Consider the following 12,590-nt stretch of genomic DNA (forward strand, 5'->3'; position numbering starts at 1 on the left):
GATGGGGCCACCTCGGCACGGGCACTCGCGAGACATAGAGTAAGGCCCCTTCCTCCCGTTGAAAACTGATCCCAGGCCGAAAATTCGGCCCGGGAGCGTTTTCATCGAAGTTTCCAAGGGTTGGACGAGCCCGTTCACTCCCAGCGGATCAACCCCCGGGCGAATTTTCAGCCCTGGCTCCCTCAACGCGAGGCGGTGGGACACAACTCCGCGACACCGCTGTAGCGCACCCGTCCCAGGGCCGGCGTGGGCAGGACGCCCCCATGGGAACGGCCGTAGGCGATCAACGCCTCGCGCAGGTCCATTCCCTGGAACGGGGCCAGCTCCGCGCGCTCGGGCGGCAACGGCCGCGTCACGCCCTCCACCCCGTCCCCGCCCCGCGCGAGGAAGTCCGGCACCGCCACCCGGTAGCGCCGCTCCGCGACCAGGGGCGCTCCCCCCTCCAACGTCACGGACAGCAGTCGCCCCGGTCCCGGGCAGCGCGCCAGCGTCAGCTCCAGCCCGGACACCGCGAACACCGCCCCGCGCTCCACGCCGTGCGCCAGCTTCAAGAGGTGCACGAGCTCCGTGCCGGAGAGCGTCAGCACCGCCACCGTGTTGTCGAAGGGCAGCGCCTGGTAGACGTGGCCGAAGGACAGCGTCCCACCCGGCAGGTCCGCGCGGATGCCACCGGGGTTCATCACCGCGGCGTCCGCGCCCACCGCCTCGCGCAGCGCGTCCGCGACGAGGTTGCCCAGCGCCCCCTCCTCCGTGAAGCCCCGGGCCAGCGGCGACGTGCACGACACGCCCGCCTCCCGCCGCTGCGCCGCGTCCACCTCCGCCAGCGTGGGCGCGAGCAACGCCTCCACGTCCGAGTCCGGCCGCACCTCGGCGCCCAGGAACCTCGACGGCACCAGCTTCACCTCGGCGCGCTCGCGCAGCCTGCGGCCATCGCAGTCCCCGTGGACCGCATCCACCTGAGCGCACAGGGGAATCGCGGCCTGGATGCGGGTGAGCGACGGCTCCACGCGTCGGCGGACCGGGTCCACGAACAGCTCCACCACCCCCACCGAACGCGCCTGCCCGGTCGTCTCGATGACGGGCACGCCCTGGATGAAGTGGCCCATCACCTGGTGCGTGTGCCCGGCGACCACCGCGTCCAGCGTGCCCGGAGGCAGCGCGGCCAGCATGTCGACAATCTCCGCGTCACCACGCTCGCAGCTCGCGGTGTCACGCGGATTCGACAGGTCCGGGCAATGCCCCCCCGCGTGCGCCACCGCCACCACCACGTCCGCGCCGCGCGCTCGCAGGGAGCGAGAGGCCTCCAGCGCCGAGGACGCCAGCGGCAGGAACCGCAGGGAGCCGACGTTGGCGGGGTTGGTGACGCTCGGCGTGGACTCCGTGGTGAGCCCCAGCACGCCCACGCGCACGCCCTTCACGGTGAGCAGGTGCGTGCCGTCATTGCCGAGCCACGCGGGCGTCTTGCCCGTGGCCGCGTCCCGGAGATTGGCGGACAGCAGCGGGAAGCGCGCCTGCCTCACCCGGGCCTTCAGCGCACCGAGCGGGTCCTCCTCCGGATTCGACGCCATCGGCGAGGCGCCCACCGGGCCGTAGTCGAACTCGTGGTTGCCGATGGCCGCCGCGGTGAAGCCCAGGTGGTTGTAGACGTCCACCACCACGGCGCCCTCGGTGAGGTTGGAGGCCAGCGTCCCCTGGAAGAGGTCCCCACCATCCAGCAGCAGCACACCGTCCGGGTTGTCCGCGCGCAGCCGAGCGACATACGCGGCGAGGGTGGCGGCGCCGCCCTCCTCCACCACGCGCCCGTCGGCGAGCCGCGTGCGGTGTGGCTCCACGTTGCCATGGAAGTCGTTGAGCCCCACCAGGGTGAGCCGCACGGGCTCGGCCGGGGACGCGGAGGGCGTCGGGGTGGCGGGTGTGCCAGCACAGGCGGCGGCACAGGTCGCGAGCGCGACGAGGAAGGGACGCGGTGAACGCATGAGCGTCCGCACTTCACCCCGCCGCGCGCCGTGATTCAACGCGCTTCAGCGCTCGCGGCGACGGCGCACCGACAGGCCCAGGGCCAGCAGCCCGAACAGCACGCTGCCAGGCACCGACGCGGAGGCGCACGTGCAACCCGACCCATCGTCCGAGTCGCCTGGGATGCCACCCCCTCCCGGGATGCCCGGCCCGGGCCCACCGCCCCCACCTCCACCGCCGTCCGAGCCCGCGTCGGAGCCGCCATCCGTGCCGCCGTCCCCCTGCGAGGGTCGCGTGTCGATGCGCAGGGGCGGCGTGAAGGCCTGCGCCACCTTGTCCCAACCCACCAGCTTCAGGTTCTGCAGGTTGCTGTTGTTGGAGTCCTGCGCGACGAACAGGCCATCGAGGAACTCGGGGCCCACCGGCCGCGCGGACACCGCCAGCGCGAGCGGCGACTCCACCGCGCCGATGCCACCATCCCCCGCCACCATCTGGAACGACCCCAGGAAGGCGTACGTGCGGCGGTCCAACACGCCGAACGAGTTGGAGTCCGTATCCGCCGCCAGCAGGTAGCCCTGCGCGTTGGCCCCGCGGTACAGCGCGAGCCGGTTGACGGTGCCGGACAGGTCACGGTTCGAGCCCGTCAGCGAGGCGACCTCGGTGCGACTGCTGCCACCGTCGGGCTCCGCGCTGTAGCGCCAGATGGCCACGCCGGACTGGACCACGTAGACGTAGCCCAGCTCCTCGTCCGCCACGAGCCCGGTGATGGCGCCACCCACGGCCAACGCATCGCGCGCCAGGGTGGCCGACATCCCGCCGTCCTCACCGGACAACTCGAACTGCTGGAGCGTGCCGGACGGGTTGCCCGCGAACACGAAGAACCGACCGGAGGTGGGGCTGCGATAGAGCGCCACGCTGGTGAACTGCGTGCTGTTGTTGACGAGCGGCGCCAGGTTGATGCGCTCCACCTTGTTGTTCGCGCGCTGACCATCCACGCGGTAGGCCGACAACCCGTTGACACTGTTCGCCGTCACCGCGAGCGACAGGGTGTCGTTGCCCAGCCGGAAGCCGTCCCGCAGCGAGATGCTCAGCGTGGGTCCGTCGAACTCCGACTCCACCTGTTGACCATTCAACCCGAAGGTGAAGAGCCCGGAGTTGGCATTGTCATACGCCGTCAAGAGCAGGCTGTCGGCGCCGCCATCCGCGCTCCCGACCCAGATGGCGACGTCGCGCAGGGTCGCTCCGCTGGCGCCAGGGTCCGGAGTCGTCTGACGGACCGGGGACACCCGCACGGGCTGGGCGAAGGCGGTCGCTCCACTGAGGAGCGCCGCCAGGGCGAGGATGAGAGGGTGACGCATGACCAGGCTCCAGGCAGGTGGGTCCGTCGTAACTTCGCACGCGGAGGGTGCCTTTCAAGTGCGAAGGCTCCGGGAACGGTTGGCTCCGGCCAACCGTGTCGAGTACAAAGTGCGTCTTCCAGCCAACAGCGAAAAAGACCATGGCGACCAAGCGCGCACTCATTACGGGCATCACGGGACAGGACGGCAGCTATCTGGCGGAGCTGCTCCTTTCGAAGGGCTACGAGGTGCACGGAATGGTGCGCCGCTCTTCCGAGGAGAAGTTCGAGCGCATCCAGCACCTGCACGGGAAGATTCAGCTCCATCAGGGCGACTTGCTGGACCAGTTCTCGCTCGCGGCGCTGCTCAACCTGGTCAAGCCCGACGAGGTCTACAACCTGGCGGCGCAGTCCTTCGTGCCCACCAGCTGGAACCAGCCGGTGCTCACCGGTGAGTTCACCGCGCTGGGCGTGACGAAGATGCTGGAGGCCATCCGCCACACGCGTCCGCAGGTGCGCTTCTACCAGGCGTCCTCGAGCGAGATGTTCGGCAAGGTGCTGGAAGTGCCGCAGACGGAGGACACGCCCTTCTACCCGCGCAGCCCGTACGGCGTGGCCAAGGCGTACGGCCACCACATCACGGTGAACTACCGCGAGTCGTTCGGCCTGTTCGCGGTCAGCGGCATCCTCTTCAACCACGAGTCGCCGCGCCGGGGCCTGGAGTTCGTCACGCGCAAGGTCACCTACAACGTGGCGCGCATCAAGCACGGCCTCCAGGAGAAGCTGCCCATGGGCAACCTGGACGCCAAGCGCGACTGGGGCTTCGCGGGTGACTACGTGGAGGCCATGTGGCTGATGCTCCAGCAGGACAAGCCGTCCGACTACGTGGTCGCCACCAACGAGACGCACACGGTGAAGGAGCTGGTGGAGATTGCCTTCCAGCGCGTGGGGCTGGACTGGGAGAAGTACGTCTTCACCGACCCGGCCTTCGTGCGCCCGGCCGAGGTGGACCTGCTCATCGGTGACCCGGCCAAGGCCAAGAAGGAGCTGGGCTGGGAGCCCAAGGTGCGCTTCAAGCAGCTGGTGGAGATGATGGTGGACGCGGACCTGGAGCGCGTGAAGGCGGGGCAGCGGTAGATGCGCATTCTCGTCACGGGAGCGGATGGGTTCGTCGGCAGGCATCTGTGCGCGCTGTTGCGCGCCTGCGGCGATGAGGTGGTGGAGGCCCACGGGCCCCGCGGCGAGGGTGTGAGCAGCAGCGCCCTGCATTTCGACGTGGCCAACGAGGCCGCCGTGAAGGCGGCCGTCGCCGAGGCCCGGCCCGAAGGCGTCATCCACCTGGCCGGCTTCAGCTCGGTGGCCAAGAGCCACCACAACCCCTCGCGCGTGTTCGCGGTGAACACCATGGGGGTGGTGAACCTCCTGACGGCGCTCCGCGAGAACGCGCCGAAGACGCGCGTGGTGCTCGTGGGCTCGGGCGAGGTCTACGGCCCCGTCCCCGAGGGCACGCGCGCCCCCGAGGACACGCCCGCCGTTCCGCTGAGCCCCTACGCGGCCTCCAAGTCCGCGGCGGAGCTTGCCGGCGTGCAGTTCCACCGCAGCTACGGGCTGGAGGTGATGATGGCCCGGCCCTTCAACCACCTGGGCGCGGGGCAGGACCCGACGTTCGTCGTGCCCTCGTTCGCGTCGCAGATTCGCGCCATCGGCCTGGGCACGGTGGACCCGGTGCTGCGCACGGGCAACCTGGACGCGGTGCGGGACTTCTCGCACGTGCGCGACGTGGTGGAGGCCTACCGGCTGCTGCTCGACAAGGGCGAGCCCGGGCAGGCGTACAACATCTGCTCCGGCGAGGGCCGCACCATCCGCAGCCTGCTGGAGGAGATGCTCCAGTTGGCCGGCGTGGACGCGCGCATCGAGCTGGACCCGGCGCGCCTGCGCCCCTCCGACATCCCCAGCCTCATCGGCTCGCCCGACAAGCTGCGCGCGCTGGGCTGGTCCCCCAAGCTGACCGTCACGGACGCGCTGCGCGACGTGCTCGGCCCCAAGGTGCCCGGCGCTCAGCGCGCCTGAATCCTCCCCGGAACGTCTGTCAGGATGCCGGGCCCCTGGGCGTTGGTGTAAAACCAACACGAACCAGGAGGCTCGGCATGGCAGGCACGCGGCGGCAGGACAGGTTCACCTTCTTCTGGACCCAGGAGTCCCCGTTCTCGCAGTGGCATCCCTGTGAGTTCGTCGTGGACGGGGTCCGCTACAACTGCATGGAGCAGTACATGATGGCGGGCAAGGCGCGCCTCTTCGCGGATGAAGAGATGCTCGCGCGCATCATGGCGTCCGCGTCCCCCAAGTCGCAGAAGGCGCTGGGCCGCAAGGTGAGTGGCTTCGTGGATGAGACGTGGGTGAAGGAGCGCGAGCGCATCATCTACGAGGGCAACCGCGCCAAGTTCACGCAGAACGCCTCGCTGCTGGAGGTGCTGCTCGCAAGCCAGGGCACGGAGCTGGTGGAGGCCAGTCCCATGGACCGCATCTGGGGCGTGGGGCTCGGCATGGATGACGCGCGCATCCTGGACCCGTCCAAGTGGCGTGGGCTGAACCTGCTGGGCAAGGTGCTCACGCGGCTGAGGGATGACCTCATCGCGCAGGGCGTGGTGGCGCGCTGACCGGGTGGCTCAGCGCTCCACGCGGGCCCAGGCCGCCAGCCGCCTGTCCAGGGCGGTGAGGGTCCACAGGTCCGCGGGGTTGTCGGGGCGCACCGCGTCCAGGGCCGCCTTCAAGGGAGCCCTGGCGCGCGCCTCGCCCCACTCGGAGAGCACGCGCAGCGCCATCAACGAGGGCTGACGCGAGAGCAGCCCGAGCAGTTCCTCCACCACGCGAGGGCTGCGCTCGTCGGCGAGGCGCTGCACCGTCTCGTGTCGCTCCTCCGGCGTCGAGGCGGGGGCCCTCAGTCGCTCCGCGAGCGCATGGAAGCGAGCCTCGTCCAACAGCTTGCGCGGGCCCGGCGTGTCCCAGTGCTCCACGGTGACGCTCGTGCGCGCGAAGGCGACACACTCGCGGCGCAGGCCGTCATCGTCGAACAGGCCCATGAGGCGCTCGGGCGCGGGCCGTCCGCCCACGAGCAGCCCCGCCGCGCGCTCCGACAGCCCGTCCGCCACGCCCAGCAGGTGCACCCGGAGCACCGTGGCCTCCGCGTCGGCCCGGGCCTCGACGGGCACCCGCTCCGACTTGAGGAACACCTCCGCGAGGCCGCGCTGGGACACGTACCAGCGATACTCCAGCCACACCGCGCTCGGGCGCTCGATGAACCTCGCGTCCTCCGCCTCGACGAGCCGGGGGGCGCCTTCCGCCACGCCGCCGAACCACCGCTCCAACAGCACCCGGGCCTCGGTGAGCTTCATGTCGCGTCCACGCGCATCAGGTCATCGCTCCCGCTCAGAACGAGTACGACACGGGCGCGGACACGCCGAGCAGCGCCAGGTCCACCGTCCCATGCGCGTTGCTCTGACCGGACTGCTCCTTGGCGATGGCGCTCACGTCGAAGCGCAGCTCGGCGAACTTCATCGCCTTGCACCTGTCTCCATGGCCGTCGTGAATCAGGACCAGGTTCGCCACCGGCGTGGCCCCGGCCTTCGACTGGAGGTTCCCGTCCCAGGCCAGCTCGTACGTGTGCTCGGCGCAGCCGCCCCCGTGCGCGACATTGAGCGTCAGCACGTTGCCTTCGATTTTCGCGCTCTCGATGTTGATGGGGTCCTGGGGCCGCGGGTCCGCCTTCACCATGAGCGGCGTGGCGCCGGTCCGATTCGCCGAGGACGCGCCCTCTGCCGCGGGCGTCTCCGCCTCCGGGTTGATCGCCACGTCCTGCTCCACCGTCGGCTCCACGGGCTCCTGCCGCGTGGGCGTGCTCGCACAGCCGATGAGAAGACCGCTCAACACGAGGCCACTCCACCTGAGCTTCCGCATCCGCATCCTCCCGTCACGACGCCTCGGCGGAGCCCGATTGCCCGCCGACCCGACAACACCCTCTGGAGCCTCAGCGTCGAAGCGCGGCCTCGTAGGCCGCCAGCGTTCCGTCGGCCGTCCGTTTCCAGGTGAACTCCGCGGCCCGCGCGCGGCCCCGCTCCGCGAAGGCCTTGCGCTCCTCGGGCGAGCACAGGAGCCGGTGGATGGACTCGGCGAGCCCCTCCGCGTCGTCCGGGCGCACCGCCAGCGCCGCGTCGCCGCAGACCTCCGGCAGCGAGCCCGCCGTCGAGACGATGGCGGGTGTCCCCAGCCGCATCGCCTCCAGCGGAGGAAGACCGAAGCCCTCGTAGCGCGACGGGAAGACGAACAGCGCCGCGCGCCGCATCAGCTCGTAGAACACGGGCTCGGCCTGATAGCCGAGCGGGCGGATGTCATGGCCCTCCGCGCGCAGCCGCGCGATGCGGGACTCCACGCGGCCGGAGCCGAACCAGCTCTGCCCCGCGAGCACGAGCGACGCGGGCCGCCCCTGCGCGCGAAGCCGCTCCATCGCATCCAGCACCAGGTCCACGTTCTTGCGGACATCGAGCGAGCCCGCGTACAGCACGTAGTCCTTGGGCAGCGCGAGCGAGCGCAGGTAGTCCGCGCTCGTCGCGTCCAGCACGGGCGCGTTCACATGGTCCACGCCGATGGGCACCACCACCGCGCGCGAGGCGACCTCGGGGAAGCGCTCCAGCAGGTCATCGCGCGTGCGCGCGCTGATGCACACCACCTGGTCCGCGAGCAGCAGGCTGCGCGACAACCACAGCCGGAACTGCCACCGGAACTTCGCGGACACGGTGTCCGGCATGATGAGCGGAATCAGGTCCAGCACCGTGAGCACGTAGGCGGTGCCGGGCACGCGCGTCAGGGGCAGGTTGAAGTTGCCCAGCGCGTGGTAGAGCGCGGGCCGCGAGCGCTCGAGCAGCTTGGGCAGCCGGGCGAGCGTCCAGGCGGTGCGGCCGCCGTGGCCCCTCGGATGGTCGCCGGAGTCGCGCGCGCCCAGCTTCTCCAGCGTGACGCCTCGGGCCTCGAGCGCGCCGGCGAGACAGCGGGTGTACAGGCCGATGCCAGTGGTGGGCTCATCCCAGAGCGTGGCGTCGAAAGCGATGGAGCCGATGGACACGGGGCGCCTCATAGCACGGCCGTGTGATAGGCAGGGCGCGCATGGCGATCCACCAGTTGATAGCGAGCTTCGTGCCCGGCGACGCCACCGGGCAGGCCGCGCTGCACCTCCAGCTCCTCCTGCGCCGGCTGGGCGTGTGGGGCGGCCTGTACGCCGACGAGGTGGGCCCCGGACTCGAAGGACTGGCGAGCCCCGCGTCCGAGCTGAAGCCGATGCCGGATGACCTGGTGCTGTACCACCACGGCATCGCCTCGCCGCTGAGCAGCCGCCTGATGCACCTGCCCTGTCGGCGCGGGCTCGTCTTCCACAACATCAGCCCCGCGCGCTTCTACACGGGCCTGTCGCTGGAGAACGCGCTGCTCGCCGGACGCGCACAGCTGGCCGCCATGGCGCCCTTCGTGGACGTGGCCATCGGAGTGTCGGACTACAACGCCGCGGAGCTGCGCGTCGCGGGCCATCGCAACGTCCACACCGTGCCGCTGCTCATCGAGCCCGAGCGCTTCGGGCCCGACCGCGCCGACGCGAAGCTCTTGAGCAGGCTCGCGGGCCCGGGGCCGGTGCTGCTCGGTGTCAGCCGGGTGATGCCGCACAAGCGCTTCGAGGACCTCATCGCCCTGCACCGGGAGGTGCTGCGGCTGCGGCCCCAGGCGCGGCTGTTGATGGTCGGCGGCTATGAGCCGGGCAGCCGCTACTTCCGCTCGCTCGAGAAACAAGCCAAGGGGCTGAGCGGCGTGAGCTTCCTGGGGCGGCTGAGCCACGCGGAGCTGGTGGCCGCGTACCGCTCCGCGTCCGTGTTCGTGTCGATGAGCGAGCACGAGGGCTTCGGGGTTCCGCTCATCGAGGCCATGGCGTCGGACGTGCCGGTGCTGGCGTATGGCGCCGCCGCCGTGCCGGAGACGCTGGGTGGCGCGGGCATCGCGTTCGACCAGAAGCGCTTCGCCTTCCTCGCGGAGCTGGCGGTGGACCTGAGCGAGGACCTCTCGCTGCGCGAGCCCGTCATCGCGGGCCAGCGTCGCCGGCTGGAGCACTTCTCCGCGCCCTCGGTGCGGCGCGCGCTGGCCCGTGCGCTGGAGCCCTTCCTGCCTCCGCCGCGAGTCCGCCGGGCGGCGCCGAAGCGCCCCCGGGTGGCGGTGGTGGTGCAGCGGTATGGCGAGGTGACGGGCGGCGCGGAGATGCTGGCCGCGCAGGTGGCCGAGCGGCTCACGCCGCACTGGGACCTCACGGTGCTGACGACGTGCGCGAAGAACCACCTGTCCTGGGAGAACCACTTCCCGGCGGGGCCGGACCGGGTGCGCGGCGTGGACGTGCTGCGCTTCCCCGTCACGCGCGTGCGCAACATCCGGGGCTTCAACGGGCTGTCGCGCAAGCTCTTCGACAAGAGCAACGAGCGGCTGCGCGAGGAGCAGTGGGTGGCCGAGCAGGGTCCGCTGTCACCGGGGCTGCTCCACCACCTGGCCTCCACGCGCGACGCGTATGACGGCTACCTGTTCTTCACGTACCTCTACGCGCCCACGGTGTGGGGCATGCCGCTGGTGGCGGACCGCTCGCTGCTCGTGCCCACCACGCATGACGAGGCGCCCATCCGCTTCGATGCGTACCGCGACGTCTTCGAGCTCCCCCGCGCGCTGCTCTGCCTGACGCCGGAGGAGCTGACCATCATCGAGAAGTACTTCCCGCACCACGCGAGGACGCGCGTGGTGGGCGTGGGCGTGGAGCGGCCCTCGGCGGAGGGGGCGCGCTTCCGACAGAAGCACGGCGTGCACCGCGACTACCTCCTGTATGTGGGACGTCAGGAGCCGGGCAAGGGCGTCCCGGAGCTGCTCGAGTTCCATCAGGCGTTGAAGCACCGGTACGCGGACGCGCCGGACCTGGTGCTCGCGGGTGACGCCCACATGTCCCTGGAGGGCGAGGGCGTGCGTTATCTGGGACGCATCCCCGAGCAGGACAAGCACGACGCGCTGGCCGGGGCGCTGGCGGTGGTGGTTCCGTCGCGCTACGAGAGCCTGTCGCTCTTGACGTTGGAGGCGTTCGCGCAAGGGACGCCGGTGTTGGTGAACGGGCGCTCGGACGTGCTGGTGGGACAGGTGGAGCGCAGCGGCGCGGGGCGGGCCTATACGGACCTGGCGTCGTTCATCCAGGGGCTGCGCGAGGTGGGCGAGGCGCGCGAGGCGTTGGGGGCGAAGGGGTTGGCGTACGTGAAGAAGCAGGGGTGGCCGCAGGTGGTGGCCACCTACCGGGACGAGATGCAACGCATCCTCGAGGAGAAGCACCGATGAAGCTGCTGGGACGCGACATTCCCGCGCGGGAGCTGCTGGCCCGTATCGAGGAGCGCCTGCGAACGCGCGGGCTGCCCACCTCCGAGCCGGTGGAGGTGCCCGCCGAGGGCGTGGAGCCCCGGCTGGAGCCGCTGACGTTCAACCTGCATGCGTTGGAAGAGAACGCCGACGCGACGCGCGCGCTGCCGCTGCAGACGCACCGGGGCGGCGTGGGGCAGCTCGTGGTGGTGGCGAAGTGGGCGTTCCGCAAGTCGTGCCAGGTGTTCATCAACGAGGCCCTGGGACGGCAGCGCGTGTTCAACGGGCACGTGCGCGACTCGTACGCCCAGCTCTCCGCGGAGGTCCTCCGACTGCGCCGCGAGGTCGAGCAACTGCGCGCACGACAGGCGAGCGCCCCGGTCGAGGAGTCACGGGGTCCCGTGACGACGAGCACTCCGGTGACGACGGCGCAGCCCTCGTTGCACGCCGAAGCGGAGCCCTCGCGGAGACCTGCCGCGGAAGTCCTGCCCAAGCCTCGCGCCGCCAAGGCGGAGCCCGCGACGTCGACGAAGAAGGAACAAGCGCCACCGACCGGCAAGTCCGCTCGCCCCAAGGATGGCGCCAAGTCCCGCACCCCCAAACGCCGTCGTTAGGCCCCGGCGCTCCGCGCGACGTACGGGCGGCTTGAGGCCCGGGATGCCTCATCCCCATCGCGCGAGAGCCCGCCCTGCCGCGCTGGTGGATACCGCAACCCCGTTGCATATTCACGCATCGCCGGCGCACGGAGTCCGGCGAGCCTCGCGCCGCCCGAGGTACCGGGCACCCCGCCCGCCACCTCGCGTTGACGCCCCTGCCCCTCCGTGCTCAAACCCGGCGCGTGGGAGTTCCCTCCATCAGCGTCGTCATCCCCGCGTACAACGAGGGGCAGCGCCTGCCTCGCTTCGTGGCGTCGCTCACCCAGGTCGCCCTCCAGCAGCCGACGCCACAGGTCGAGTTCCTCGTCGTCGACGACGGCAGCGCGCCCGAGCACTCCACCCTCCAGCGCGCCAGCGTCGAGCAGGCCCAGGCCCAGCTCTCCGCCTCGGGCTCGCACCACCGCTTCACCTACGTCGCCGCGCCCCGGAATGGTGGAAAGGGCTCCGCCATCCGGCTCGGCTGGCGCCATGCCTCCCCCGATTCCACCTGGCTCGCGTTCCTCGACGCGGACGGCGCCATCAGCGCTGACGAGCTCTTCCGACTGGCCCGCCTGACCCACGCCCCCGAAGCGCAGGCCGTGGACGTGCTCGCCGGCTCGCGCATCCTCATGGCCGGCCGCCGCGTGGTGCGAAACCTCGGCCGCCACCTGCAGGGCCGCATCTTCGCCACGCTGACGGACATGAACTTCGGCCTGCGCTTCTACGACACGCAATGTGGCGTGAAGCTCATCCGGGCCTCCCTGCTGCACCCGCTCCTCGACGTGCTGCGCGAGGAGCGCTGGCTGCTCGACGTGGAGCTGCTCGCGCTCCTCAAGCGGCAGGGCGCTCGCTGCCTGGAGGTCCCCATCGACTGGGAGGACTTCGGCGGCTCCAAGGTCGTCCCCGGGCTCGACGCGGCCCGCATGTTCTGGGGCCTGTTCAGGCTCCGCCGCCGACTGGACCAGCTCACCCTCCCCGCCATCCCGCGCCCAACCGACACCCGGTAACAGCCGCAGCGGAATGGCCGAGCCCCCCCGGGTGCGCCGCGCCCTCCCCAGGGAGACATGTCGGATGGGTGTGGAGCACCCTCTCCCGAAGGGCGAGCGGCCAGCGCGCCGTCCGAGTCACCCGCCCCTCGTCGGGCCAACCCGTTGGCCTCATTCCATCCCACGAGCGCCCCGGTGCGGGCCGCGCGAGCCATGGCGCATCCTGCCAACGGCCCCGACGTGTCCCGGAGGCCAGCAGATGGAGGG

At 71.1% G+C, this 12,590-nt stretch carries 11 protein-coding genes; 6 read left to right on the top strand and 5 right to left on the bottom strand.

Annotation, left to right across the window (positions count from 1 at the left end; genetic code table 11):
- Positions 1-182: 182 nt before the first annotated feature.
- Together LXT21_RS03120 and LXT21_RS03125 are read right to left on the bottom strand one after the other, a co-directional pair.
- Positions 183-1,976 (bottom strand): bifunctional metallophosphatase/5'-nucleotidase, encoded by a 1,794-nt coding sequence (locus LXT21_RS03120; protein ID WP_254036581.1) that lies wholly within the window; start codon positions 1,974-1,976, stop codon positions 183-185.
- A gap of 45 nt (positions 1,977-2,021) precedes the next feature.
- On the bottom strand, positions 2,022-3,314 hold the full coding sequence (locus LXT21_RS03125; RefSeq protein ID WP_254036582.1) for a myxosortase-dependent phytase-like phosphatase: 1,293 nt from the start codon (positions 3,312-3,314) through the stop codon (positions 2,022-2,024).
- 140 nt (positions 3,315-3,454) lie between these two features.
- On the opposite strand from LXT21_RS03125, the gene gmd reads away from it, so the two are divergent.
- The 3 genes from gmd (at position 3,455) to LXT21_RS03140 (ending at position 5,949) form a co-directional block, all read left to right on the top strand.
- Positions 3,455-4,429, top strand: coding sequence for a GDP-mannose 4,6-dehydratase (gene gmd, locus LXT21_RS03130; protein WP_046715314.1), 975 nt, complete (start codon positions 3,455-3,457; stop codon positions 4,427-4,429).
- On the top strand, positions 4,430-5,362 hold the full coding sequence (locus tag LXT21_RS03135) for a GDP-mannose 4,6-dehydratase (RefSeq protein WP_254036583.1): 933 nt from the start codon (positions 4,430-4,432) through the stop codon (positions 5,360-5,362).
- A 77-nt stretch (positions 5,363-5,439) separates the two neighbouring features.
- Entirely contained in the window at positions 5,440-5,949 is a 510-nt protein-coding gene (locus tag LXT21_RS03140; RefSeq protein ID WP_254036584.1) for an NADAR family protein, read from the top strand.
- 9 nt (positions 5,950-5,958) lie between these two features.
- On the opposite strand, the gene LXT21_RS03145 is transcribed toward LXT21_RS03140, so the two are convergent.
- From LXT21_RS03145 to LXT21_RS03155, 3 genes are all read right to left on the bottom strand, one after another.
- Positions 5,959-6,684, bottom strand: coding sequence for a hypothetical protein (locus tag LXT21_RS03145; protein ID WP_254036585.1), 726 nt, complete (start codon positions 6,682-6,684; stop codon positions 5,959-5,961).
- Between the two features lie 34 nt (positions 6,685-6,718).
- Positions 6,719-7,219: a hypothetical protein gene (locus LXT21_RS03150; protein WP_254036586.1), complete on the bottom strand. Its 501-nt coding sequence runs from the start codon at positions 7,217-7,219 to the stop codon at positions 6,719-6,721.
- Between the two features lie 97 nt (positions 7,220-7,316).
- Positions 7,317-8,420 carry a glycosyltransferase family 4 protein gene (locus tag LXT21_RS03155; RefSeq protein ID WP_254036587.1) on the bottom strand — a complete coding sequence of 368 codons (1,104 nt, stop codon included), beginning with the start codon at positions 8,418-8,420 and terminating at the stop codon, positions 7,317-7,319.
- Between the two features lie 29 nt (positions 8,421-8,449).
- Here LXT21_RS03155 and LXT21_RS03160 point away from each other — a divergent pair, with 29 nt between their 5' ends.
- The 3 genes from LXT21_RS03160 to LXT21_RS03170 all read left to right on the top strand — a co-directional run bounded on the left by LXT21_RS03160 (position 8,450) and on the right by LXT21_RS03170 (position 12,344).
- A complete protein-coding gene (locus LXT21_RS03160) occupies positions 8,450-10,684 on the top strand; it encodes a glycosyltransferase (RefSeq protein WP_254036588.1) in 2,235 nt (744 codons plus the stop codon).
- The gene (locus LXT21_RS03165; protein WP_254036589.1) at positions 10,681-11,316 is read left to right on the top strand and encodes a hypothetical protein; all 636 of its coding nucleotides are present in this window, start codon (positions 10,681-10,683) and stop codon (positions 11,314-11,316) included. Before LXT21_RS03160 ends, LXT21_RS03165 begins: the two co-directional genes overlap by 4 nt.
- 224 nt (positions 11,317-11,540) lie before the next feature.
- Positions 11,541-12,344: a glycosyltransferase gene (locus tag LXT21_RS03170; RefSeq protein WP_254036590.1), complete on the top strand. Its 804-nt coding sequence runs from the start codon at positions 11,541-11,543 to the stop codon at positions 12,342-12,344.
- The last annotated feature ends 246 nt before the right edge of the window (positions 12,345-12,590 follow it).

It is taken from the genome of Myxococcus guangdongensis (genome assembly GCF_024198255.1).
In the GTDB taxonomy this organism is placed as follows: domain Bacteria; phylum Myxococcota; class Myxococcia; order Myxococcales; family Myxococcaceae; genus Myxococcus; species Myxococcus guangdongensis.